The organism is Pseudomonas sp. B21-041, assembly GCF_024748675.1.
Lineage (GTDB): Bacteria > Pseudomonadota > Gammaproteobacteria > Pseudomonadales > Pseudomonadaceae > Aquipseudomonas > Aquipseudomonas neuropathica.
In genome coordinates, this window is the sequence record NZ_CP087175.1 from 418,186 (window position 1) to 441,237 (window position 23,052).

Consider the following 23,052-nt stretch of genomic DNA (forward strand, 5'->3'; position numbering starts at 1 on the left):
TGAGGGGGCGGGACTACAGCAAATACCGACCTTGTATTTTAAATAACATGTGCGGCGGCGTTCCTGATATTGAATTCACCTTTTATAGTGTGCTGTGTGTTATTCGGGTTTTTTACAATAAAACTAAAGGACCCCATGTAGAACTTGCTATCGGGGGTTTGGGAATAGGTAAGTTCACCTTCAGTTCCAGGTGAGTCGAGGATGGAATCAAAGTCATCATCCTGATCGTCCGGGCTGTCTTTGAGTATGTAGTAGCCTGCGCTGTCTTCCTTGAAGTCCGGGAAGGCCAATGCCGGACCCAGAGCGGTCTTGCCGTTGAACGAGTGATCGGCGCTGGCCTTTTTTATATAGAGTAAGAGAGTGTGGATTTCAACGGTGCCGTCCTTTTCATCTTTGGTGTACTCAGATGCCGTGATTGTCCAGCACTTCACACCTGACTCCGTAGTATCATCAGTAATACTTACATTGCTGGCTTTGAATGCTTTCTCTTCCTTTGGATAAATTAGCGTGGCGGTAAAAAACTCTTTGGCAAGGGCTTGGTCGTTTGGCGTATTCATAGGGCATCCATTTTTATCCTGTCAGTTAAAACAGTTGTTGAACGACATGATTAAAGTTGGCTGAGTATGAAGTGTCTACTGATAAGCCTGACAGTTGTTGCGGAGATGGTAATGTGATAGGCGCTGTTGTTTTTATACGCAAAAGATTGGTTTAAGAGAGCTTATAGTTTGAAAGCATTGCTGGCAGACCAGGTCGTCCTGTGCGGACATTATTGTGTCCATTGATTTTCATCGTATTTCGAAGCGCCGAGGACATGCTCATTGACGTAAATCGGGTTTATGATGCCCAACGGCAGAATAATAGAAGTCCCCCCAGGGATGACCTCGACCCCTTACGGAGCGCGCAATGCAGACTTTGTTTCCGCAGATCAAACCTCACGCCCGGCACGATCTGGCTGTCGATGACACCCATACGCTGTACGTCGACGAAAGCGGTTCACCGGAGGGTTTGCCGGTTGTGTTCATCCACGGCGGCCCCGGCGCCGGTTGCGACGCGCAGAGCCGTCGCTATTTCGATCCGAACCTGTATCGCATTGTCACCTTCGACCAGCGCGGTTGCGGACGCTCCACGCCGCACGCCAGCCTGGAAAACAACACCACCTGGGATCTGGTCGCCGACCTTGAGCGCATCCGCAAACACCTGGGCATCGATAAATGGGTGCTGTTTGGCGGTTCGTGGGGGTCGACCTTGGCGCTGGCTTACGCACAAACCCACCCGGAGCGTGTGCACGGTCTGATCCTGCGCGGGATCTTTCTCTGCCGTCCGCAGGAAATCGAATGGTTCTATCAGGCCGGTGCCAGCCGTCTGTTCCCTGATTACTGGCAGGACTACATCGCGCCAATTCCGCTGGACGAGCGCGATGACCTGCTCAGCGCATTCCACAAGCGCCTGACCGGCAACGACCAGATCGCCCAGATGCACGCGGCCAAAGCCTGGTCGACCTGGGAAGGTCGTACTGCAACCCTGCGGCCGAACCCGTTGGTGGTCGATCGCTTCTCCGAACCGCAGCGCGCACTGTCGATTGCGCGGATCGAGTGCCATTACTTCACCAACAATGCCTTCCTTGAGCCGAACCAGCTGATCCGCGACATGGGCAAGATCGCCCATTTGCCGGGTGTGATCATTCACGGTCGTTACGACGTGATTTGCCCGCTCGACAACGCCTGGGAATTGCATCAGGCCTGGCCGAACAGCGAACTGCAGGTGATCCGTGATGCCGGCCACGCGGCCTCTGAACCGGGCATCACCGATGCACTGGTACGCGCCGCGGGCAACATGGCCCGGCGCCTGCTCGACCTGCCGCCTGAAGAAGCATGAAGGGGCTGTTACAGCGCGTACGCGGTGCGCGGGTTGAAGTCGCCGGCGAAGTGGTTGGCGCGGTGGATCACGGTTTGCTGGTGCTGGTGGCGGTCGAACCCGACGACACGCGTACCAGCGCCGACAAACTTCTGCATAAACTGCTTAACTATCGGGTATTCAGTGATGCGGAGGGCAAGATGAACTTGTCCCTCGCCGATGTCGGTGGCGGGTTGCTGCTGGTCTCGCAGTTCACCCTCGCGGCCGACACCAAAAGCGGGTTGCGCCCGAGCTTTTCGACGGCCGCGCCTCCGGCCTTGGGCGAGGAATTGTTCGACTATCTATTAAGCAGTGCGAAACAGGTGCATGGCACTGTGGCATCAGGTAGATTCGGCGCCGATATGCAGGTGCATTTGGTCAACGATGGCCCGGTTACCTTTTTGTTACAGACCTGAAAGCGCTTGAAACACCTTTTTAGGAAATTTCGACTGTTTTTAGGGTGTTTTCGCGATAAATACTTTGTTACCCCTGATGCGTTGTCATGCGGGCTACTAGATAATCGCGCGCACTGGGATCAGCGTTCGCTGATTCATTTTTGACTTAGGTAGAGACTTGTCTGGATCCGATTGGGGAATCATTTTGCCCCAGCGGAGTCGGAACAATGCTCGCCAACTTGGCAAGGGTGCTCTGGAAGGTCGGCTTTTCACTGCCGAAAGCCTCACAGGCACTTCATCTGGCCGTTGGTTTTTTGATCTGTTTTCGGCGAGGGTTGCTCGTGATTGTTAGTCCCTGTAATGCAGCAAAAATGTCTGCCAAACGCATGCGAAGTGCCCTGGTAGCGGGTTCGGCGCTCCTGTGCCTGCTCAGCGCCGGTCAGCTTTGGGCGTTCAATCTTGACGATGTATCGGCCAAGGCCAAAGAGCTGGCCGGGCAGAAGTTCGAAGCCCCGCGCAGCAACCTGCCGAACGAATTCCGCGACATGAAGTTCGCGGACTATCAGAAAATCCGCTTCCTCACCGAAAAGGCTGAGTGGGCTGATCAGAAGACCCCGTTCAAACTGTCCTTTTATCACCAGGGTATGCACTTCGATACACCGGTGAAAATCAACGAAATCACAGCGAACACCGTCGAAGAGATCAAATACGATCCGACCCGCTTCGATTTCGGCGACCTGAAATTCGATCCGAAAGCCACCGAACAACTGGGTTATGCCGGTTTCCGTGTGCTGTACCCGATCAACAAGGCCGACAAGCAAGACGAAATCATGACCATGCTCGGCGCGAGTTACTTCCGCGTTGTCGGCAAGGGCCACACCTACGGCCTCTCGGCCCGTGGCCTGGCGATTGATACCGCGCTGCCGTCGGGTGAAGAGTTCCCACGTTTTCGCGAGTTCTGGATTCAACAGCCGAAGCCGGGTGACAAGCACCTGGTGATCTTCGCCCTGCTGGATTCGCCGCGTGCTACCGGTGCCTACCGTCTGATCCTGCGTCCGGGCAGCGACACCATTGTCGACGTCAAGGCGCAGATGTTCCTGCGTGACAAGGTCGGTAAACTGGGTATCGCACCGCTGACCAGCATGTTCCTGTTCGGTGCCAACCAGCCGTCGAAAGTCCTCAACTACCGTCGTGAACTGCACGACTCCAGCGGTCTGTCGATCCATGCCGGTAACGGCGAGTGGATCTGGCGTCCACTGAACAACCCGAAACACCTGGCCGTAAGCAACTTCAGCGTCGAGAACCTGCGTGGCTTCGGTCTGCTGCAGCGTGGTCGCGACTTCAGCCACTACGAAGACCTCGATGACCGCTACGACAAGCGCCCAAGCGCCTGGATCGAGCCGAAGGGCGAGTGGGGCAAAGGCACCGTTGATCTGGTAGAAATTCCGACCGCCGACGAAACCAACGACAACATCGTTGCGTTCTGGAGCCCGGAAAAAATGCCCGAGCCGGGCCAGCCACTGGACTTCGCCTACCGGATGCACTGGACTATGGACGAAGCGGCGATTCACGCGCCGGACAGCGCCTGGGTATCGCAGACTCTGCGTTCGACCGGTGACGTCAAACAGTCGAACCTGATCCGTCAGCCGGATGGCAGCGTTGCCTACTTGGTCGACTTCGAAGGTCCATCGCTGGCGGCCTTGGCACCGGATGCCGACGTGCGTAGTCAGGTCAGTGTCGGCGACAACGCCGAACTGGTTGAAAACAGCGTGCGCTACAACCCGGAAACCAAAGGCTGGCGCTTGACGCTGCGCATGAAGATCAAGGACGCGAGCAAGTCGACCGAGATGCGTGCCGCTCTGGTGCAGCCAATCGTCACGGCCGATCTGGCCAAGTCTTCGGTGCCGGCGTCCAACTCGTCCGTTGCCAAGGCCGACAAGGTTGCCGCCAAGCAACAAGAGAAAATCGACAAGGAAGCCAAAGCCGCCGAGGCCAAACAGGCCGACGCCAAGCCAGCTGCAGATGCCAAGGACAAGGCCAACAAAGACGCCAAGCAGCCTGTTGCTGCCGACGCGGCCCCAGCCACACCGGAATCGGCACCGACTGAAGAAGTCCTGACCGAGACCTGGAGCTATCAGTTGCCTGCCGATGAGTAACTCTCAAGTACAGCCAGAGACTCTGTCCGAGTATCTGGCGCATCTGCCGATGACCGACGAGCAGCGCGCGGAACTCGCGGGCTGCCAGTCGTTCAGCGAGCTGCATGAACGCCTGTCGTCCGCGACGTTCGACGCCCCTGCCGAAGCCGCCCAGGCTTCGGTGGGCAAGCGCCTGACCCTGAGCACCGCCGAAGAACTTGAAGACGCGGAGATGCTGGTGCTCGACGCCAGCGGTCGCGTCAGCCTGAAGGCAACGCCGCCGATCCGTCGGACCAAAGTCGTGCCGGAGCCATGGCGTACCAATATTCTGGTGCGTGGCTGGCGCCGCATGACCGGTCGCACCAACCCGCCGCAGCCGCCGAAAGACGAAAACGTCCTGCCGGCCGCGCGCTGGCGCACCGTTGGTTCGATTCGTCGCTACATTCTGTTGCTGCTGATGCTCGGCCAGACCATCGTCGCCGGCTGGTACATGAAAGGCATCATGCCGTACCAGGGCTGGTCGTTCGTTGATCTCGAAGAAGTCCTGCATCAACCGCTGCTGCAAACCGCCACGCAAGTGCTGCCGTATGCGCTGCAAACCAGCATCCTGATTCTGTTCGGGATTCTGTTCTGCTGGGTATCGGCGGGTTTCTGGACGGCGTTGATGGGCTTCCTCGAGTTGCTCACCGGTCACGATAAATACCGTATCTCCGGCAAAAGCGCCGGCAACGAGCCGATTGCCAAAGACGCGCGTACCGCGCTGGTGATGCCGATCTGCAACGAAGACGTACCGCGCGTATTCGCCGGTCTGCGCGCAACGTTCGAGTCGGTCGCTGCCACCGGTGATGTGGATCGTTTCGACTTCTTCGTCCTCAGTGACAGTAACGACACCGACATTTGCGTGGCCGAGCAACAGGCTTGGCTGGACGTCTGCCGCGAGGCCAAAGGCTTCGGCAAGATCTTCTATCGCCGTCGTCGCCGTCGTGTGAAACGCAAGAGCGGCAACCTTGACGACTTCTGCCGTCGTTGGGGCGGTGACTATAAGTACATGGTCGTGCTCGACGCCGACTCGGTAATGAGCGGCGAGTGCCTGACCAGTCTGGTGCGCTTGATGGAAGCCACGCCGGACGCAGGGATCATCCAGACCGCGCCGCGTGCGTCGGGCATGGACACCCTGTATGCGCGTATGCAGCAGTTCGCCACCCGCGTTTACGGCCCGCTGTTCACCGCCGGTCTGCACTTCTGGCAGTTGGGTGAATCCCATTACTGGGGTCACAACGCGATCATCCGCATGAAGCCGTTTATCGACCACTGCGCCCTGGCGCCGTTGCCGGGTAAAGGTGCGTTCTCCGGTGCGATTCTGTCTCACGACTTCGTTGAAGCCGCGCTGATGCGCCGTGCCGGTTGGGGCGTGTGGATTGCCTACGACCTGCCGGGCAGCTACGAAGAACTGCCGCCGAACCTGCTCGACGAACTTAAGCGTGACCGTCGCTGGTGCCACGGCAACCTGATGAATTTCCGCCTGTTCCTGGTTAAAGGCATGCACCCGGTGCACCGTGCGGTGTTCCTGACGGGCGTAATGTCGTACCTGTCGGCGCCGTTGTGGTTCTTCTTCCTGGTGTTGTCGACCGCGCTGCTGGCGGTGAACACGCTGATGGAGCCGCAGTACTTCCTCGAACCGCGTCAGCTCTATCCGCTGTGGCCACAATGGCACCCGGACAAGGCGATCGCGCTGTTCTCGACGACCATCGTGCTGCTGTTCCTGCCGAAACTGTTGAGCATCATTCTGATCTGGGCCAAGGGCGCGAAAGAGTTCGGCGGCAAGTTCAAAGTGACCCTGTCGATGCTGCTGGAGATGTTGTTCTCCATGCTGCTGGCGCCGGTGCGGATGATTTTCCACACCCGTTTCGTCCTCGCCGCGTTCCTTGGCTGGGCCGCGACCTGGAACTCGCCGCAGCGTGATGACGACTCGACGCCTTGGAGCGAAGCGGTCAAACGCCACGGCCCGCAGACCCTGTTGGGCTTCTGCTGGGCGCTGCTGGTGATCTGGTTGAACCCGAGCTTCCTCTGGTGGCTGGTGCCGATCGTCGGTTCGCTGATGCTGTCGATCCCGGTGTCGGTGATCTCCAGCCGTGTCGGTCTGGGCCTGAAGTCCCGTGACGAGAGCCTGTTCCTCATCCCTGAGGAATACAATCCACCGCAGGCGCTGCTGGCCACTGATCAGTACACCCACGAAAATCGTTACCACGCCCTCAACGACGGCTTTGTCCGCGCGGTGGTCGATCCACAGCAGAACGCTTTGGCGTGCTCGCTGGCGACCTCCCGTCACGGTCAGGCCGAGCCGATCGAGTGGTTGCGTCAGGAACGTGTGCGCCACGCGATCAAGGTTGGCCCGGCCGGGCTGAACAACCATGATCGTCTGCAACTGCTCAGCGACCCTGTAGCGCTGGCGCGTCTGCACGAGCAGGTTTGGGCTGAAGGTCACGCCGAGTGGCTGGATGCATGGCGCGCGTCGGTGAAAGCCGATCCGCATGCGCCGTTGCTGCCGCTGCGACCGGTGAGCTTGCAGGCTCAGCCGGCCTGATAAAGAAACCCCGCTAGCCAGCGGGGTTTTTTTTGGCCTGCTGAAAAGCCCCTCATCGGAACGCCGCCCGCCTACCCCTCTCCCAAAGGGAGAGGGGACTGACCGAGTTGGATGCTCGAGTTACGCCGACCTGAAATATCCAGTCGAACTCGGATTTGAACAGCATGAAGATCGGCTCCCTTCCCCCCCCTCGCCCCTTGGGGGAGAGGGCTGGGGTGAGGGGGTAGCCCTTGATTGTTAAACAAATCGTCCATTAAACCTTGTGCAAAAAAACGAGTGCGTTAGCATCCGTCCCCGAATTGGCGCACCCGGGCTTTTTTGCCCGTCACTGTTGGTTTTCGCGCCGCAAACGCAATGGTTTTGGGGACTTGAAGATGAAGAAGTATCTGTCGATGCTGCTGGTCGGCGTCACGGCACTGGTTGCAGTCAATGCGGCGCAGGCCGGTGCGATCGATGACGCGGTCAAGCGCGGCACGTTGAAAGTCGGTATGGATCCGACCTACATGCCGTTCGAAATGACCAACAAGCGCGGCGAAATCATCGGCTTCGAAGTCGATATCCTCAAAGCCATGTCCAAGGCCATGGGCGTCAAGCTGGAACTGGTTTCCACCGGTTACGACGGCATCATCCCGGCGCTGATGACCGACAAGTTCGACATGATCGGTAGCGGCATGACCCTGACTCAGGAACGCAACCTGCGCCTGAACTTCAGCGACCCATTCATCGTTGTCGGTCAGACCCTGCTGATCCGCAAGGAACTGGAAGGCACCATCAAGTCCTACAAAGACCTGAACACAGCAGACTACCGCATCACCTCCAAGCTCGGCACCACCGGCGAAATGGTCGCCAAGAAGCTGATCTCCAAAGCCAAGTACCACGGCTACGACAACGAGCAGGAAGCCGTGCTTGACGTGGTCAACGGCAAGGCTGACGCCTTTATCTATGACGCCCCGTACAACGTCGTTGCGGTGACCAAGGTCGGCGCCGGCAAACTGGTGTTCCTCGACAAACCGTTCACCTACGAGCCATTGGCGTTCGGTTTGAAGAAGGGTGACTACGACAGCCTCAACTTCATCAACAACTTCCTGCACCAGATCCACGAAGACGGCACCTACGATCGCATCCATGACAAGTGGTTCAAGAGCACCGAGTGGCTCAAGGACATGGAATAACGCGCATCCGCTGATCGTTCCCACGCTCCGCGTGGGAACGCATCCTGTGACGCTCCGCGTCACGAACAGGCAGGGACGCAGAGCGTCCCGAGCGGCATTCCCACGCAGAGCGTGGGAACGATCATCCGAGAACCTGCAATGAAACAGAAAAAAGCCCAATGGCCCTGGCACGTCCTCACCGTGCTGGTGCTGGTCGGCCTGGCGGGCGCGTTGTATTACGCGACGTCGCTGATGTCCTACGAATGGCGCTGGAACCGTGTGCCGCAGTACTTCGCCTATCAGGCCGAGGAAACCCAGCGTGCCACCGACATCTCCACCGTCACCGAACTGGTGCGCAAGGGCAGCAGCGCGCAAGTCACCCTGCGCAACGACGCCGGTGACGAGCAGCACCTGACTGTCGACGAGAACAGCCTGCAATTCGCTCAGGGCGACGATGTCGCCGAAGGCGACGTCGTGGGCGTGACTCGGCATTGGGCAGCAGGCCCGCTGTTGTGGGGGCTGTGGACCACGCTTTGGCTGTCAGTGGTTTCCGGTGTCCTGGGTTTGCTGATCGGTCTGGTCACCGGCCTCTGTCGGCTGTCGAACAACCCGACCCTGCGCGACCTCTCGACGATTTATGTCGAACTGGTGCGCGGCACGCCGCTGCTGGTGCAGATCTTCATTTTCTACTTCTTCATCGGCACGGTGATGAACCTGTCCCGCGAGTTCGCCGGGATCGCCGCGCTGTCGCTGTTCACTGGCGCCTACGTGGCGGAGATCATCCGCTCCGGCGTGCAATCGATTGCCCGTGGCCAGAACGAAGCAGCGCGCTCGCTCGGTCTGAGTGCCGGTCAATCGATGCGTCACGTGGTGTTGCCGCAAGCGCTGAAACGCGTGCTGCCGCCGCTGGCCGGGCAATTCATCAGTCTGGTCAAGGACACCTCGCTGGTGTCGGTGATCGCCATCACCGAACTGTTAAAAAGCGGCCGTGAGGTCATCACCACCTCGTTCTCGCCGTTCGAGATTTTGTTCTGCGTCGCCGGTCTGTACCTGTTGATCAACCTGCCGCTGTCGAAAATCGCCAGCCGGCTTGAGCGGAGGCTCGCGCAAAGTGATTGAAGTCCGCGATCTGGTAAAAGTCTTCGACACCCGCGGGCAAGTAGTGCGCGCGGTGGATAACGTCAGCACCACGGTGGCCAAAGGCGAAGTGCTGGTGGTCATCGGCCCGTCCGGTTCCGGCAAGTCGACCTTCCTGCGTTGCCTCAATGGCCTGGAACAATTCGATTCCGGCTCGGTGAGCATCGACGGCCTGCAATTGGCCGACCCGAAAACCGACGTCAACGCCTACCGCCGCGAAGTCGGCATGGTGTTCCAGCATTTCAACCTGTTCCCGCACATGACCGTGCTGGAAAACCTCTGTCTGGCGCAGAAAGTCGTGCGCAAGCGCGGCAAGCAAGAGCGCGAAGCCAAGGCGATGGAGTTGCTGCAAAAGGTCGGGATTGCGCAGAAGGCCAACGAATTTCCGTCACGCCTGTCCGGTGGTCAGCAACAGCGCGTGGCGATCGCCCGAGCGCTGGCGATGGAGCCGAAGGTGATGTTGTTTGACGAGCCGACTTCGGCCCTCGACCCGGAAATGGTCGGCGAGGTGCTGGACGTGATGAAGAACCTGGCCGTGGAAGGCATGACCATGGTCTGCGTGACCCACGAAATGGGTTTTGCCCGGGAAGTGGCGGATCGAGTGTTGTTCTTCGATCACGGCAAGTTGCTGGAAGATGCTGCGCCGGCTGAATTCTTTGATGCGCCGAAGGATCCGCGCGCGCAGGCCTTCTTGCGTCAGGTCTTGTAGTACCTGATCGTTCCCACGCTCCGCGTGGGAATGCCGCCCTGGACGCTCCGCGTCTCTTTGCATGCGCGACGCGGAGCGTCACAGGATGCGTTCCCACGCAGAGCGTGGGAACGATCGTTGGGCTAGACCTTAAATCGACCGACCAACATCTGCAGATGCGTCCCCAACCGCGCCAGCTCAACGCTGGACGCCGCGGTCTCTTCACTCGCCGCCGACGTCTGATCCGACACATCCCGCACATTCAGCACGCTACGGTTGATCTCTTCAGCCACCGCACTCTGCTGCTCGGCCGCTGCCGCAATCTGCTGGTTCATCGCCTGAATCGCCGAAACGGTGCGAGTAATGCTTTCCAGCGAACCACCGGCACGGCGGGTCAGTTCAACGCTGCTGTCGGTGAGGGTGCGGCTGTTGTCCATGATCGTTGCCACTTGCTGGGTGCCGTTTTGCAGGCCGACGATAAGTTCTTCGATTTCTTCGGTGGACTTCTGCGTACGTTGCGCAAGGCTGCGCACTTCGTCGGCGACCACGGCAAAACCACGCCCGGCTTCACCGGCACGCGCGGCCTCGATGGCGGCGTTGAGGGCCAGCAGGTTGGTTTGCTGGGCCACGGATTTGATCACGTCGAGGACGCTGCCGATCTTGTCGCTTTCGCGCTTCAGTTCACCCATGGCTTCGGTCGAGTGACCGACTTCAACGGCCAGGCGTTCGATCTGAGCAATCGCTTCGCCGACGACTTTGTCGCCTTCGCGGGCCTGTTGGTCAGCAGCGACGGCGGCTTCGGAAGCCTCTTCGGCGTTACGCGCGACTTCCTGCACGGTGGCGGCCATTTCGTTCATGGCGGTGGCGACCTGGTCGGTCTCGATTTTCTGATTGTTGACCCCGGCGCTGGTCTGCTCGGTCACCGCCGACAGTTCTTCAGCGGCGCTGGCGATCTGGGTGACGCCATCGCTGATCCCGCCGACCAGTTCACGCAGGCCTTGGGTCATGCTCTGCATCGAACGTTGCAGTTGGCCGAGTTCGTCGCGACGCAGGGAAACCAAGTTGTGCGTCAGGTCGCCCGCAGCCACGCGCTCGGCGACTTTCAGGGTCTGGTTCAGCGGGATGATGATCTGGCGGGTGATTGCCCAGGCGGCCAGCAGACCGAACGCTACGGCCAGTGCGGTGGCGATCAGCAGCAAGTTTTTGGCACGTGCGGCATCGGTGTCACGTACGACGGTTTGCGATTCAGTCAGTTTCTTGCTGACGGCGATCAAAATGTCACCCTGAGCAGACATGTTGACCAGTGCTGCAGCGTTTTTTACTTGAGAATCACGGAATTGAGCCACGGCTGCACGGTAAGCCTTGAGCGACTCGGTGGCTTGCTGCAGGTTGGCGATATGCTGATCTGGGACGCGGGACGGCAGGCTTTCGAGGTTTTTCAGGGCATTGTCGATCGCGGTCAGGGCTGGTTGCTCGGCATCGGCCTTACCGCTGTAGGTGTAACCGCGCACCTGATATCGCGCTTGCTGCAGCAGCTTGCTCAGTTCGATCACCGCGTTGTATTGCGCGATGCTGTCGCCTTGCAGCAGCGCGCTCTCGACCGCGCCGACCTTGGATACGGCATTGTCGGCATTGGCGCCCAGCTTGCTGCGTGCGTCTTCACGCTGCACGGTGGCCTGCGTCATTTCACCGAAGGCACGCTTGTATTCGGCCACGGCAGCCAATTGTTGATCGACCATCGCCACATCGGACGGCTGCTCAATCATGCCGCGTGCCGATTGCAGGCCGCTTTCGAGTTTGCTCAGGAATTCGTTGACCGTGCCCGGTCCCTGCTCGCCGCGACGCATGTCGTAATCCATGCGCGCCAGGCGCAGGTCCTTGGTCAGCTCATTGAGGCTGGAGATAAAACCCAGCTTGTCACCACGGCTGATGATGCCGCTCATGCCGGTCCAGCCGGTGAAGGTGATCAACAGTGTCAGCAACAGCACCAGGCCGAAACCGATGCCCAGCTTGCGTTTGACGCTGACGTTTCCAAGACTCTCGGCTAACCAACGGTACATGCGACCACTCCCTTCGGACCACTAATTGGACTTATGGAGAGGGTATCGGCCGGATGATGGCAATCTGTAACACCATTTATCCGGGGCGCCGCCATCCTGTAGGAGCTGTCGAGTGAAACGAGGCTGCGATCTTTTGATCTTGTTTTGTTGAAGCAAAATTAAAAGATCGTCCGATCGCGGCCCGAGCCTTCGGCAGCTCCTACACGGGAGCGGAGTTGAACTTAGAAGAGCCGGGCGAGCAGGGCGGTGACGGCGGTTTCGACGCGCAGGATGCGCTCGCCGAGTTGCACCGGTTGCAGGCCAGATTTGGCCAGCAAATCTATTTCGTAGGGGATCCAGCCACCTTCGGGACCGATGGCCAGGGTGACGGGTTCGCTGAGGGCGCGTGGGCACGGCGGGTAGTTACCGGGATGACCGACCAGACCGAGGGTGCCGTCGGTAATCGCCGGCAGCCGATCCTCAACAAACGGCTTGAAGCGCTTCTCGATGATGATTTCCGGCAGCACGGTGTCGCGGGCCTGTTCGAGGCCGAGGATCAAATTTTCGCGAATCGCCTCAGGCTCAAGAAACGGCGTCTGCCAGAAACTCTTCTCGACCCGATAGCTGTTGACCAGAATCACCTTCGACACGCCCATGGTCGCCACGGTCTGAAACACCCGGCGGAGCATTTTCGGCCGCGGCAGGGCGAGTACCAGTGTCAGCGGCAGCTTGGCAGGTGGCGGCTGATCGAGACTTACGCGCAGCTCGGCTTCGCCTGTTTCCAGTCGCAGCAATTCAGCCGAGCCCATCAGCCCATTGATCCGGCCAACACGCAGGCTGTCACCGACTTCCGAACGGTGAACTTCCTGCATATGGGTCAGGCGGCGATCACGCAGCACCACACGGTCGGCCGCAATGAAGTCAGCCTCTTCAAGCAACAGCAGGTTCATGCCTGGGTCGCTGGCGGCTGGTCGTTGTGGTCGTCGGCCGGGTTTTCTTCCGGACGTTCGCGCTTGCTGATCAAGCCACCGAACAGGATGCCGATTTCAAACAACATCCACATCGGCACGGCCAGCAGGGTCTGCGAGAAAATGTCCGGCGGCGTCAGGATCATGCCGACCACGAAGCAGCCGATGATCACGTACGGGCGGATCTTCTTCAGGTAGGCCACGTCGACCACGCCAATCCACACCAGCAGCACCACGGCCACCGGGATCTCGAACGCCACGCCGAAGGCGAAGAACAGCGTCATGACGAAATCGAGGTAACTGGCGATGTCGGTCATCATTTCCACGCCCGCCGGGGTGGCGGCAGCGAAGAACTTGAAGATCAGCGGGAACACGAAGTAATAGGCGAAGGCCATGCCGGTGTAGAACAGCAGGATGCTGGACACCAGCAGCGGCACGGCGATGCGTTTCTCATGCTTGTACAGGCCCGGCGCGATAAAGCCCCAGATCTGATGCAGGATCACCGGGATCGCGAGGAACAGCGAGACCATCATCGTCAGCTTCAGCGGCGTCAGGAACGGCGACGACACGTCGGTGGCGATCATCGTCGCGCCGACCGGCAGGTACTGGCGCAGCGGCGTCGAGACGAAGGTATAGATCTGCTGGGTGAACGCAAACAGCCCGGCGAAGATGATGAAGATCGCCGCCACACAACGCAGCAGGCGGGTGCGCAACTCGGTGAGGTGCGAAACCAGCGGCATGTGCTGGTCGTTTTCGGGGAGATCGCTCATGGGGCTCGCGGCGGCAAAGTGGTGTCGTGAGGCGCAGGTGTGATCGGCGCGGCGGTTGGCGCAACGTGTTCAACAGATTGTTCCACAGCGGCTGGCGCCGGCTCTGTCGGTGCTACAACGGCAGCGGGTGCCGGTGCTGGCGTAACAGGCGCGGTCGGCGCATGAATCGTCTGCTGACCCACATGCTCAACCGGCGTCGGTTCTTGCTGAACCGGATTGAAAATTTTCCGCGCCTCTTGCTCCAGCGACAGAATGTGCTCGTTGTGCAGTTGCCGACGGATTTCGTCAGCACCGATTTCACGTTCAACTTCCTGTTTGATCGCGTTGAAGCTGCGCTTCAGCCGTCCGACCCACAGGCCGGCGGTGCGTGCAGCGCCCGGCAGACGCTCGGGGCCCAGCACCAGCAGGGCGACGAGGCCGACGAGCAGCAGTTCAGAGAAGCTGATACCAAACATTAGTCAGTGCTCACACGTCTTTGCGGATCGGCTCTTCGACTTTCTGCGCCTGCACGTCGATGGTGTGCGGCGGATTGGCCTGAGCGGTGGCTTGCGGCTGCACCGGTGGCACTGGCTGCGCAGGTGTCACGGTTGGATCGGCAGCCGGTTTTTCATCGTCGTTCATGGCTTTGCGGAAGCCCTTGATCGACTCGCCAACGTCGGTGCCGAGGTTTTTCAGTTTCTTGGTGCCGAACACCAGCACCACGACAACCAGAATGACGATCCAGTGTTTCCAGTCAAAAATGCCCATGTTGCTGTTCCTCTCTAAAAATTGTTCAGGCGGACGGACGCGAGGCTTTCTCGACGTGTCCGGACAGGCCGAAGCGACGATCCAGTTCATCCAGCACGGCCTGCGGATGCTGCCCCAGTTGGGCGAGCATGACCATGCTGTGGAACCACAGGTCGGCGGTCTCGTAGATCACGTCGCTGCAGTCGCCGCTGATGGCGGCGTCCTTGGCGGCAATAATGGTTTCGACCGACTCTTCGCCGACTTTCTCCAGAATCTTGTTCAGGCCCTTGTGATACAGACTAGCCACATACGAGCTGTCGGCGGCTGCGCCTTTGCGCTCTTCAAGTACCTGAGCGAGGCGGGTCAGGGTGTCACTCATGTTTGTGTCCTGCGGAATAGATAGCGTGCGGGTCTTTCAGGACCGGGTCGACTGTCTTCCAGTCGCCGTTTTCGAAGACACGGTAAAAGCAGCTTTGACGGCCGGTATGGCAAGCGATGTCGCCGATCTGTTCAACCATCAGGATGATCACGTCGGCGTCACAGTCCAGACGCATCTCATGCAAGGTCTGCACATGGCCGGACTCTTCGCCCTTGCGCCACAGCTTGCCACGGGAACGTGACCAGTAGATTGCACGGTTTTCCGCAGCGGTCAGTTCGAGCGCTTCGCGGTTCATCCAGGCCATCATCAGCACGCGTCCGGTCTTGTGATCCTGGGCAATCGCCGGCACCAGGCCATCAGCGTCCCATTTGATCTCGTCCAGCCAGTTTTTCATCTTCGACTCCGACAGCGAACCCCACACTTCAATAGTCGGGTTCAGGCATTGAAACAGTGTGCCAGCCGTTCACGAAACTGGCTATCGGCGAACGACCAGATACAAGCCGACTGCCACCATGATTCCGGCCGGCCAATGCCCCAATTCGTGCAGCGGGCCACCGATGGCCAGGATCACCCCGCCCGCCAGATGCGCGCAACCGAGCAGGCGCAGGAACCAGTCGTCCTTGCGTTTGTGCCACGGTGGCGGCGGGTCATAGGCGTGCGGCTGGGACATGCGTTCGAGCAGATCGCGGGCCATGTTGGCCAGATGCGGAAGCTGTTCGAACTGGCTCTGCACGTTGCCCAGCAAGGCTTTCGGGCTGACACGCTCGCGCATCCAGCGCTCGAGGAATGGCTGCGCGGTGTTCCACAGATCCAGATCCGGATACAACTGACGACCGAGGCCTTCGATGTTTAACAGGGTCTTTTGCAGCAGCACCAGTTGCGGCTGCACTTCCATGTTGAAGCGCCGTGCGGTCTGGAACAGGCGCATCAGCACCTGGCCAAATGAAATATCTTTTAACGGTTTTTCGAAGATCGGTTCGCACACCGTACGGATCGCCGCTTCGAATTCGTTGAGTTTGGTTTCCGCCGGTACCCAGCCCGAATCGATGTGCAGTTGCGCCACACGGCGGTAGTCACGCTTGAAGAAGGCGAACAGATTGCGCGCCAGATAATCCTGGTCTTCCGGGGTCAGGCTGCCGACGATGCCGCAATCGATCGCGATGTACTGCGGACTCCAAGGGTTGACGGTGCTGACGAAGATGTTGCCCGGGTGCATGTCGGCGTGGAAGAAACTGTCGCGGAACACTTGGGTGAAGAAAATCTCCACACCGCGCTCGGCGAGCATTTTCATGTCGGTACGCTGGTCGGCAAGGGTCGCCAGATCGGTGACCTGGATGCCGTAGATACGCTCCATCACCAGCACTTTCGGTCGGCACCAGTCCCAATAGACTTGCGGCACGTAGAGCAGCGGCGAACCTTCGAAGTTACGCTTCAACTGGCTGGCGTTGGCCGCCTCGCGCAGCAGATCGAGTTCGTCGTAGATGGTTTTTTCGTAGTCCTGGACCACGTCGACCGGGTGCAGCAGGCGCGCATCGGCGGAGAGTTTTTCGGCAGTGCGGGCGAGGATAAACAGCCACGCCAGATCCTGCGCGATGATCGGCTTCAGACCCGGCCGGATCACTTTGACCACCACTTCTTCGCCGGTTTTCAGCTGCGCGGCATGTACCTGCGCCACGGAGGCTGAGGCCAGTGGCTCAACGTCGAAACGGCTGAACACGTCGCTGATCTTCTTGCCCAACTGTTCTTCGATCAGCTTGATCGACAGCTGCGAATCGAACGGCGGCACGCGGTCCTGCAACAGCATCAGCTCATCGGCGATGTCTTCCGGCAGCAGGTCGCGGCGGGTCGAAAGAATCTGCCCGAACTTGATGAAGATCGGTCCCAGATCCTGCAACGCCAGACGCAGACGCGCGCCCCGGCTCAGGTCCAGCGGCTTGCGCGGGAACCAGCGCCACGGCAGCACGTAGCGCAGCGCCAGGAGAAACCAGGGCAGCGGCAGATCGAACAGCAGGTCATCGAGGCGGTAGCGGATCACGACGCGCTGGATGCGCAATAGACGGCGGACGGCAAGCAGCTTCATGCGTTATCGCTTGGGTCGAGGGATCGGGAAAGGCGCTCGAAACGCGCCTCGAGACGTTCCAGATCAAGTTTGATCCGGTCCAGTTCGCTGAATCGCGCTTCGGCTTCGCGCTGCCCGACGAGGGTGCGCGATTCTTCGGCGAGGTATTCGGCGAGGTTCTGGTTGAGGCTGGCAAATCCTTGTTGATACCAGCGTGCGCGGCTGCGCAGATGGCCACCGACCAGTTGCGTGGCGACCGGGCCGAGCCAGCGCGAGAGTTCGTACTCCCAGTCCAGCTCAAGGTCTTGCAGCACACCGGCCAGCTCCAGCAGCACGCCGCTGTCGCCATCGAGCTCGACTTCCGGGGCATGCAGCACTGCGGTCTTGTCTTTGCTCACGGCCAGTTTGATCAGGCTCGAGGCCGGCGCACGCAGGGTGCAGTCGACACCGGTTTCCCAATGCGAGGCCAGCATCAGACCTTCATCACTCGGCAGGATGAACAGTTGCAGCGCCGGGCTGCGGCAGTCGACGGCAATCACCTTGCCGGTCAAATGCGCCAGCCGCGGCAGCGCCGTGCTGTCGAGACGCAGCACCCGGTTGAGGCCGAGTTCAACGCTGGCGAGCAGCCCGGTGAGCAACATCAGGGCTTGATGCCGCGGTGCAGGGCGACGATGCCTGCGGTCATGTTGTGATAGGTCACGCGGTCGAAACCGGCGTCGACCATCATCGACTTCAGGGTTTCCTGATTCGGATGCATGCGGATCGATTCGGCCAGGTAGCGATAGCTTTCCGAGTCGTTGGTGATCAGCTTGCCCATCAGCGGCATGAAGGCGAACGAATAAGCGTCGTAGGCTTTCGACATCAGCGCGTTGGTCGGTTTGGAGAATTCCAGCACCAGCAGACGACCGCCGGGCTTGAGCACGCGCAGCATCGAACGCAAGGCGTCTTCTTTGTGCGTCACGTTGCGCAGGCCGAAAGCGATGGTCACGCAGTCGAAGTGGTTGTCCGGGAACGGCAGTTTTTCCGCGTCCGCCTGAACGAATTCGACGTTGCCAGCGACACCCAGATCGAGCAGGCGGTCACGGCCGACCTTGAGCATCGATTCGTTGATGTCGGCCAATACCACCTGACCGGTCGGGCCGACCAGGTGCGAGAACTTTTTGGTCAGGTCACCGGTACCGCCGGCGATGTCCAGCACGCGGTTACCGCTGCGTACGCCCGACAGTTCGATCGCGAAACGCTTCCACAGGCGGTGCATGCCGCCCGACAGAAGGTCGTTCATCAAGTCGTATTTCGCGGCTACCGAGTGGAAAACTTCAGCGACTTTTTCCGCTTTCTGGCTTTCCGGAACGTTTTTGAAGCCGAAGTGAGTGGTGGGTTCGGCATCGCTGCCTTTGCGCTGATCAGTCATATCGCTGTCACCAAAAGAGAATGCGCGACATTCTAATCCCCAAGCCATGCTTTGTCTTGGAATGGCTAAAGGTAAGATGGGCAATCCTCGGGACGATTTGCCGCAGCGGCGGTCAAGATTTACCGACACATCTTTTTAAATCAGGAGTCATGTAATGGCCAAAATCACTGTTGAGCGTGCCCACAACCTGGGTAAGGAAGCCGCCCGCGAGAAGGCCGACAAGCTGGCGCAAAAACTCTCCGATCAATATGGCCTTGAGCCGCAATGGTCGGGCGATACCCTGAACCTCAAGCGCTCGGGCGTGAAAGGCGCGGTGCATGTGGCGGACGATTCGATCAAGGTCGATGTGGAGTTGGGCATCATGATGTCGGCCATGAGCGGCATGATCAAAGCCGAAATCGAAAAAGCCCTCGACAAGGCTTTGGTCTGAAACACGATCCCTTGTAGGAGTGAGCCTGCTCGCGATAGCGGTCTGTCAGTCGACTCCATTTTTGACTGATACACCGCTATCGCGAGCAGGCTCACTCCTACATTTGTTTTGTGGTGCTCCCTCTGTTTATGTCAGTTGTTAGGGTGCCGTTTCTAATTTATCTCCTTACTTTGTGCCTGAGCCCGACACTTTCGCGGGCAGTTCCTCAAACCTTCTGCGCGTGAGGTGCACCATGGCCAAAGTCATTTTGAAGAAAAAAATCGACGCTTCGACTTCTGCTCTGAGCGACGTCAAATCCTATGCCCGCAAGATCTGGCTGGCAGGCCTGGGTGCCTACGCCAAGGTCGGCCAAGAGGGCAGCGACTACTTTCAAGAGCTGATCAAGGCTGGTCAAACTGTTGAAAAGAAAGGCAAAAAAGCCGTCACCGAAAAACTCGAAGCGGCCAACGCCGAGATCGATGAAGCCAAGAGCGAAGTCAGCTCGTTCAAAGGTCGTGTCGAAGTTCAGCTCGACAAGGTCGAGAAGGCGTTCGACTCCCGTGTAGCAAGCGCCTTGAATCGTATCGGCATTCCGTCTAAACATGACGTTGAGACACTCTCTGCTAAGCTCGATGAGCTGACGGCATTGCTCGAACGCGTCGCGCGTAAATCTTAAGGAGAACGGGATGGCTGGTAAAAAGAACACCGATAAAGAAGGCAGCTCGTGGATCGGGAAAGTCGAAGACTACTCCCGCAAAATCTGGCTGGCTGGTTTAGGCGTGTACTCGAAGATCGACACTGACGGCAGCAAGCTCTTCGATACATTGGTCAAAGACGGCGAGAAAGCCGAGAAGCTCACCAAATCCGCAGTCGGCAAAAAAGTCGACGCTGCCAAGGATTCCGCTTCTTCGGCCAAGTCGCGCATCAGCGGCGTGAAAGATCGCGCACTGGGCAAATGGGACGAGCTGGAAGGGGCTTTCGACAAGCGCCTGAACAGCGCAATTTCGCGCCTGGGTGTACCGAGCCGCAATGAGGTCAAAGCACTGCATAGCAAGGTGGAAACCTTGACCAAGCAGATCGAAAAACTCACCGGTCTGAAAACCCAACCGGCGGCGAAAACCGCTGCGGCAAAACCGGCCGCGAAAACGGCTGCGGCCAAACCAGCAGCCAAGTCTGCTGCCAAGCCACTGGCCAAAGCGGCAGCTAAACCTGCTGCTAAAGCCGCGGCCAAGCCAGCAGCGAAAACCGCAGCCGCCAAGCCTGCAGCCAAAGCCGCAGCCAAACCGGTTGCCGCCAAAGCCGCTGCCAAGCCGGCAGCTAAACCTGCGGTCAAAACTGCAGCGAAACCCGCCGCCAAGCCAGCAGCGAAAACTGCTGCCGCCAAACCGGCTGCCAAGCCTGCAGCGAAACCTGCTGCGGCGAAGAAACCGGCAGTGAAAAAACCGGCCGCGCCGAAAGCCGCTGCGCCGAAACCGGCCGCACCTGCTGCAGCCAAACCTGCCGCTCCGGCAGCTCCGGTGAGTGCGTCGAATTCCGCCGCAGCACCGACTCCGGCGGCCACCCCGACTGCTGCATCGACCCCGTCGACGCCAACCAGTCAGTCCTGATTTTTCAGGGCAAAACAAAACGCCCGGCCTGTGAAGGTCGGGCGTTTTTGTTTGTGCATTTCAAGGCCGCCCCCTCACCCCAGCCCTCTCCCAGAGGGAGAGGGGGCCGAACGAGGTGTCTTGCGTCGTACGTCGACCTGAACGATCGAGTCGATTATGGATTCAACAAAACCCTTTCAGGTCGGTGTAGCTCATCAGCATCCCCCAATCAGTCCCCTCTCCCTCCGGGCGGTCCGACGTTTCGGGAGGGCTAGGGTGAGGGGCTTTTGATTCAGTCGTGATCTTCAAGGTATTGCAGGGCCATCCGCTCCGTAGCGACCTTCACCGGCGGCAACAAATGCGGCGCCACCAGCATCATGATCTGGTACACAACCAGCCTCACCTCACCCTCACGATCCAGAATCCGCTGATAATCCAGCGAAAACAGCAACGTCATGGTGATCTGCTCAACCAACTGCCCCAACGCCTGCGTATCACTGACCAACTGCCCCGAAGCCTTCAAACGCGCCAGCAACGACGCCAGTGTGCGCTTCAGTGCATTGAGCAAATGTCGAATCCCCTTGGCCAGCTTCGGCAAGCGCCCGGCGAGGTTCGACAGGTCCTGAAACAGGAAGCGGTACTGCGCCAGTCGCTCGACGATCAAATGCAAAAACAGCCAGTAATCCTCCGGCGCCAGTTCCACATCCGAGGGTGGATCGAGCAGTGGCGCCAGTTCACTCTGGAAGCGTTCGAACAGGCCGAGAATCAGCGGTTCCTTGCCATGGAAGTGGTAGTAGAGATTGCCCGGGCTGATCCCCATTTCGTTCGCCACCTCCATGGTGGAGACGTTCGGCTCGCCCTTTTCGTTGAACAGTTGCAAAGCACATTCGAGAATCCGGTCGCGGGTTTTCATCCAGTCTTCTTAGAAAAGTTCGGTTAAGCGTCAGCGCACACGCACGTAAGTACCGGGCGCTGCCTCCATCGGTGGATAGTTCGGGTTGCCGAGGGTAAACGTGGTTTCGTGCTGGGCGCCGGAGCGCTGTTGAATCCACTCCAGCCACTGCGGCCACCAACTGCCATCGACGTGTTTACCATCGTAGTACCAGGCACGCGGGTCGCTGCTCATCTTGCCGTTCTCGACGTAGGCAGCTTTCGGGTTGCTCGGCGGGTTGAGAATGCTCTGCACATGGCCGCTGTTGGACAGCACGAAACGCCGCTCGCCACCGAGCAGCAGGGTCGAGCGATACACCGCATCCCACGGCGTGATGTGGTCGTTCATGCCGGCGACGCTGAAGCTGTCGACGGTGACTTTCTGCAGGTCGATCGGCGTGCCGCACACTTCCAGCCCGCCCGGATGGGTCAGCGGGTTGTGCTTGAAGAAGTCCAGCAGGTCGCCGTGAAATGCCGCTGGCAGACGGGTGTTGTCGTTGTTCCAGTAGAGGATGTCGAAGGCCGGCGGCTCTTTGCCCAGCAGGTAATTGTTGACGAAGTAGCTCCAGATCAAATCGTTGGGGCGCATCCAGGCGAAGACCTTGGCCATGTCGCGACCGTCGAGCACGCCTTTCTGGTACGAGCGGCGCTTGGCGGCTTCGAGGGTTTGTTCATCGGCGAAGAGGGTGGCCGGGGTTTCAATCTGGCTGTCGAGCAGGCTGACCAGGTACGTCGCACTGGAGACGCGGCGCAGTTGCCGCTTGGCCTGCAAATGCCCTTGCAGGGCGGCGATGGTCAGGCCGCCAGCGCAGGCGCCCATCAGGTTGACCTCGCGGGCACCGGTGATCGCCCGACAGATGTTCATCGCCTCTTCCACCGCCTCGACATACGTCGACAGGCCCCATTCGCGATGGCGTACATCCGGGTTGCGCCAACTGATCATGAAGGTCTGCAGGCCGTTTTTCAGTGCGTACTGGACGAAGCTGTTGTGTGGGCTGAGGTCGAAAATGTAGTACTTGTTGATTTGCGGCGGCACCACCAGCAGCGGCTTGGCGTACTGCTTTTCGCTCATCGGTCGGTACTGGATCAGCTCAAGCAAATCGTTGCGAAACACCACCGAGCCGGTGGTGGTGGCCACGGTCTTGCCGACCTCGAAAGCCTGTTTGGTCACCTGACGTGGCAGGCCGTCGTTGTGCAGCAAGTCATCGAACAAATGACTGAGGCCGCGTACCAGACTGTGCCCGCCGGAGTTGAACAGCTCCTTGACCGCCAGCGGGTTGAGCAAGGTGTTCGACGGCGCCACAGCGTCGTTGAGCAGGGTGAAGGCGAAATGCGCGCGGGCGCGATCGTCATCGCTCATGTTGCTTTCGTCGATCCAGCTTTTGACCTGTTTTTGCCAGGCCAGATAGGCCTGCAGGCTGCGCCGGTAGAACGGATTGAGGCTCCACGCCGGATCAGCGAAACGGCTGTCGTTCGGATTGGTCGGGTGCAGGGTTTCGCCGAGCAGCACGCGGCCCAATTGACCGCCGAGTTTCAACGCGTGCTTCGCACTGTGAATCGGATTGCGCAGGCCATGGGCGGCGACGCTGCGCAAGGTCGAGATCAGGTCCCGGCCACGCAGGCCGGTGATCGCACTTTGTGCGTTGATGAACACGGCGGGGCTGGGCACTACGCCCGTCGCTGGTTTGTCGCGCATGACTCAACACTCCTTCGTCTTCAGGCCAAAAACAAACTCACCGAACCAGAACACCATAGACGCTGTTGCGGGTTGCTGCCTGCGCGGCGTCCTGCC

Annotated in this window: 23 protein-coding genes and 1 pseudogene; 10 read left to right on the plus strand and 14 right to left on the minus strand. The window is 59.4% G+C overall.

The annotated features are described in order from the left end of the window. Positions 1-38: 38 nt before the first annotated feature. Positions 39-557, minus strand: coding sequence for a hypothetical protein (locus LOY43_RS01820; protein WP_258709117.1), 519 nt, complete (start codon positions 555-557; stop codon positions 39-41). Between the two features lie 346 nt (positions 558-903). On the opposite strand from LOY43_RS01820, the gene pip reads away from it, so the two are divergent. From pip to LOY43_RS01855, 7 genes are all read left to right on the plus strand, one after another. Further along, positions 904-1,875, plus strand: coding sequence for a prolyl aminopeptidase (pip, locus tag LOY43_RS01825; protein WP_008080611.1), 972 nt, complete (start codon positions 904-906; stop codon positions 1,873-1,875). Beyond that, the gene (gene dtd, locus LOY43_RS01830) at positions 1,872-2,309 is read left to right on the plus strand and encodes a D-aminoacyl-tRNA deacylase (RefSeq protein WP_007909321.1); all 438 of its coding nucleotides are present in this window, start codon (positions 1,872-1,874) and stop codon (positions 2,307-2,309) included. The genes pip and dtd overlap by 4 nt, the downstream gene beginning before the upstream one ends. 350 nt (positions 2,310-2,659) lie before the next feature. After that, positions 2,660-4,444 (plus strand): glucan biosynthesis protein G, encoded by a 1,785-nt coding sequence (locus tag LOY43_RS01835; RefSeq protein WP_176471276.1) that lies wholly within the window; start codon positions 2,660-2,662, stop codon positions 4,442-4,444. Continuing rightward, positions 4,437-7,007, plus strand: coding sequence for a glucans biosynthesis glucosyltransferase MdoH (gene mdoH, locus LOY43_RS01840; protein WP_258709118.1), 2,571 nt, complete (start codon positions 4,437-4,439; stop codon positions 7,005-7,007). Before LOY43_RS01835 ends, mdoH begins: the two co-directional genes overlap by 8 nt. 374 nt (positions 7,008-7,381) lie before the next feature. Next, entirely contained in the window at positions 7,382-8,179 is a 798-nt protein-coding gene (locus LOY43_RS01845) for a transporter substrate-binding domain-containing protein (protein WP_258709119.1), read from the plus strand. Positions 8,180-8,317: 138 nt separating this feature from the next. Continuing rightward, on the plus strand, positions 8,318-9,277 hold the full coding sequence (locus tag LOY43_RS01850; RefSeq protein WP_150794142.1) for an amino acid ABC transporter permease: 960 nt from the start codon (positions 8,318-8,320) through the stop codon (positions 9,275-9,277). Beyond that, the gene (locus tag LOY43_RS01855; protein WP_095047192.1) at positions 9,270-10,004 is read left to right on the plus strand and encodes an amino acid ABC transporter ATP-binding protein; all 735 of its coding nucleotides are present in this window, start codon (positions 9,270-9,272) and stop codon (positions 10,002-10,004) included. Before LOY43_RS01850 ends, LOY43_RS01855 begins: the two co-directional genes overlap by 8 nt. A 122-nt stretch (positions 10,005-10,126) precedes the next feature. Here the strand turns inward: LOY43_RS01855 and LOY43_RS28765 are convergent, their stop codons facing one another. From LOY43_RS28765 to ubiE, 11 genes and pseudogenes are all read right to left on the minus strand, one after another. Beyond that, positions 10,127-10,999, minus strand: coding sequence for a methyl-accepting chemotaxis protein (locus LOY43_RS28765; RefSeq protein WP_371857741.1), 873 nt, complete (start codon positions 10,997-10,999; stop codon positions 10,127-10,129). Then, positions 10,982-12,043, minus strand: a pseudogene (locus tag LOY43_RS28770) (methyl-accepting chemotaxis protein); the annotation flags it as partial. The gene LOY43_RS28765 and the pseudogene LOY43_RS28770, both read right to left, overlap by 18 nt. Before the next feature lie 221 nt (positions 12,044-12,264). After that, positions 12,265-12,972: a 16S rRNA (uracil(1498)-N(3))-methyltransferase gene (locus LOY43_RS01865; protein ID WP_150794140.1), complete on the minus strand. Its 708-nt coding sequence runs from the start codon at positions 12,970-12,972 to the stop codon at positions 12,265-12,267. Continuing rightward, on the minus strand, positions 12,969-13,760 hold the full coding sequence (gene tatC, locus LOY43_RS01870; RefSeq protein WP_095047195.1) for a twin-arginine translocase subunit TatC: 792 nt from the start codon (positions 13,758-13,760) through the stop codon (positions 12,969-12,971). The genes LOY43_RS01865 and tatC overlap by 4 nt, the downstream gene beginning before the upstream one ends. After that, on the minus strand, positions 13,757-14,215 hold the full coding sequence (tatB, locus tag LOY43_RS01875) for a Sec-independent protein translocase protein TatB (RefSeq protein ID WP_064388885.1): 459 nt from the start codon (positions 14,213-14,215) through the stop codon (positions 13,757-13,759). The genes tatC and tatB overlap by 4 nt, the downstream gene beginning before the upstream one ends. Positions 14,216-14,225: 10 nt before the next feature. Then, positions 14,226-14,507 carry a twin-arginine translocase TatA/TatE family subunit gene (locus tag LOY43_RS01880; protein ID WP_003220847.1) on the minus strand — a complete coding sequence of 94 codons (282 nt, stop codon included), beginning with the start codon at positions 14,505-14,507 and terminating at the stop codon, positions 14,226-14,228. A gap of 25 nt (positions 14,508-14,532) precedes the next feature. After that, positions 14,533-14,865, minus strand: a complete 333-nt coding sequence (locus LOY43_RS01885) for a phosphoribosyl-ATP diphosphatase (protein WP_003220849.1) — start codon at positions 14,863-14,865, stop codon at positions 14,533-14,535. Further along, on the minus strand, positions 14,858-15,259 hold the full coding sequence (gene hisI / locus LOY43_RS01890) for a phosphoribosyl-AMP cyclohydrolase (RefSeq protein ID WP_007909357.1): 402 nt from the start codon (positions 15,257-15,259) through the stop codon (positions 14,858-14,860). The genes LOY43_RS01885 and hisI overlap by 8 nt, the downstream gene beginning before the upstream one ends. A gap of 81 nt (positions 15,260-15,340) precedes the next feature. Continuing rightward, positions 15,341-16,945: a ubiquinone biosynthesis regulatory protein kinase UbiB gene (gene ubiB, locus LOY43_RS01895; RefSeq protein WP_095125305.1), complete on the minus strand. Its 1,605-nt coding sequence runs from the start codon at positions 16,943-16,945 to the stop codon at positions 15,341-15,343. Beyond that, a complete protein-coding gene (locus LOY43_RS01900) occupies positions 16,942-17,565 on the minus strand; it encodes an SCP2 domain-containing protein (protein ID WP_007909360.1) in 624 nt (207 codons plus the stop codon). The genes ubiB and LOY43_RS01900 overlap by 4 nt, the downstream gene beginning before the upstream one ends. Continuing rightward, positions 17,565-18,335, minus strand: a complete 771-nt coding sequence (gene ubiE, locus LOY43_RS01905; protein ID WP_008080626.1) for a bifunctional demethylmenaquinone methyltransferase/2-methoxy-6-polyprenyl-1,4-benzoquinol methylase UbiE — start codon at positions 18,333-18,335, stop codon at positions 17,565-17,567. The genes LOY43_RS01900 and ubiE overlap by 1 nt, the downstream gene beginning before the upstream one ends. Positions 18,336-18,489: 154 nt before the next feature. Here ubiE and LOY43_RS01910 point away from each other — a divergent pair, with 154 nt between their 5' ends. The 3 genes from LOY43_RS01910 (at position 18,490) to LOY43_RS01920 (ending at position 20,351) form a co-directional block, all read left to right on the plus strand. Next, positions 18,490-18,765 carry a polyhydroxyalkanoic acid system family protein gene (locus LOY43_RS01910; protein ID WP_093430067.1) on the plus strand — a complete coding sequence of 92 codons (276 nt, stop codon included), beginning with the start codon at positions 18,490-18,492 and terminating at the stop codon, positions 18,763-18,765. Between the two features lie 232 nt (positions 18,766-18,997). Then, positions 18,998-19,420: a phasin family protein gene (locus LOY43_RS01915; RefSeq protein WP_034152971.1), complete on the plus strand. Its 423-nt coding sequence runs from the start codon at positions 18,998-19,000 to the stop codon at positions 19,418-19,420. A gap of 10 nt (positions 19,421-19,430) precedes the next feature. Beyond that, the gene (locus LOY43_RS01920; RefSeq protein ID WP_258709120.1) at positions 19,431-20,351 is read left to right on the plus strand and encodes a phasin family protein; all 921 of its coding nucleotides are present in this window, start codon (positions 19,431-19,433) and stop codon (positions 20,349-20,351) included. 271 nt (positions 20,352-20,622) lie between these two features. Here LOY43_RS01920 and LOY43_RS01925 read toward each other — a convergent pair whose 3' ends face one another. Beyond that, entirely contained in the window at positions 20,623-21,243 is a 621-nt protein-coding gene (locus tag LOY43_RS01925; RefSeq protein ID WP_093430069.1) for a TetR/AcrR family transcriptional regulator, read from the minus strand. Between the two features lie 30 nt (positions 21,244-21,273). Beyond that, positions 21,274-22,956, minus strand: coding sequence for a class II poly(R)-hydroxyalkanoic acid synthase (phaC, locus tag LOY43_RS01930; RefSeq protein WP_220557397.1), 1,683 nt, complete (start codon positions 22,954-22,956; stop codon positions 21,274-21,276). Positions 22,957-23,052: the final 96 nt, after the last annotated feature.

Bases quoted from the DNA above. Each gene is read 5' to 3' on its own strand.
- pip (WP_008080611.1), top strand. From the start codon at position 904: ATGCAGACTTTGTTTCCGCAGATCAAACCTCACGCCCGGCACGATCTG.
- LOY43_RS01925 (WP_093430069.1), bottom strand. From the start codon at position 21,243: ATGAAAACCCGCGACCGGATTCTCGAATGTGCTTTGCAACTGTTCAAC.
- hisI (WP_007909357.1), bottom strand. From the start codon at position 15,259: ATGAAAAACTGGCTGGACGAGATCAAATGGGACGCTGATGGCCTGGTG.
- LOY43_RS01845 (WP_258709119.1), top strand. From the start codon at position 7,382: ATGAAGAAGTATCTGTCGATGCTGCTGGTCGGCGTCACGGCACTGGTT.
- tatB (WP_064388885.1), bottom strand. From the start codon at position 14,215: ATGTTTGGTATCAGCTTCTCTGAACTGCTGCTCGTCGGCCTCGTCGCC.
- LOY43_RS01850 (WP_150794142.1), top strand. From the start codon at position 8,318: ATGAAACAGAAAAAAGCCCAATGGCCCTGGCACGTCCTCACCGTGCTG.
- dtd (WP_007909321.1), top strand. From the start codon at position 1,872: ATGAAGGGGCTGTTACAGCGCGTACGCGGTGCGCGGGTTGAAGTCGCC.
- LOY43_RS01820 (WP_258709117.1), bottom strand. From the start codon at position 557: ATGAATACGCCAAACGACCAAGCCCTTGCCAAAGAGTTTTTTACCGCC.
- tatC (WP_095047195.1), bottom strand. From the start codon at position 13,760: ATGAGCGATCTCCCCGAAAACGACCAGCACATGCCGCTGGTTTCGCAC.
- ubiB (WP_095125305.1), bottom strand. From the start codon at position 16,945: ATGAAGCTGCTTGCCGTCCGCCGTCTATTGCGCATCCAGCGCGTCGTG.
- LOY43_RS01885 (WP_003220849.1), bottom strand. From the start codon at position 14,865: ATGAGTGACACCCTGACCCGCCTCGCTCAGGTACTTGAAGAGCGCAAA.
- LOY43_RS01920 (WP_258709120.1), top strand. From the start codon at position 19,431: ATGGCTGGTAAAAAGAACACCGATAAAGAAGGCAGCTCGTGGATCGGG.
- LOY43_RS01835 (WP_176471276.1), top strand. From the start codon at position 2,660: ATGTCTGCCAAACGCATGCGAAGTGCCCTGGTAGCGGGTTCGGCGCTC.
- mdoH (WP_258709118.1), top strand. From the start codon at position 4,437: ATGAGTAACTCTCAAGTACAGCCAGAGACTCTGTCCGAGTATCTGGCG.
- ubiE (WP_008080626.1), bottom strand. From the start codon at position 18,335: ATGACTGATCAGCGCAAAGGCAGCGATGCCGAACCCACCACTCACTTC.
- phaC (WP_220557397.1), bottom strand. From the start codon at position 22,956: ATGCGCGACAAACCAGCGACGGGCGTAGTGCCCAGCCCCGCCGTGTTC.
- LOY43_RS01865 (WP_150794140.1), bottom strand. From the start codon at position 12,972: ATGAACCTGCTGTTGCTTGAAGAGGCTGACTTCATTGCGGCCGACCGT.
- LOY43_RS01910 (WP_093430067.1), top strand. From the start codon at position 18,490: ATGGCCAAAATCACTGTTGAGCGTGCCCACAACCTGGGTAAGGAAGCC.
- LOY43_RS28765 (WP_371857741.1), bottom strand. From the start codon at position 10,999: ATGCAGAGCATGACCCAAGGCCTGCGTGAACTGGTCGGCGGGATCAGC.
- LOY43_RS01900 (WP_007909360.1), bottom strand. From the start codon at position 17,565: ATGTTGCTCACCGGGCTGCTCGCCAGCGTTGAACTCGGCCTCAACCGG.
- LOY43_RS01880 (WP_003220847.1), bottom strand. From the start codon at position 14,507: ATGGGCATTTTTGACTGGAAACACTGGATCGTCATTCTGGTTGTCGTG.
- LOY43_RS01915 (WP_034152971.1), top strand. From the start codon at position 18,998: ATGGCCAAAGTCATTTTGAAGAAAAAAATCGACGCTTCGACTTCTGCT.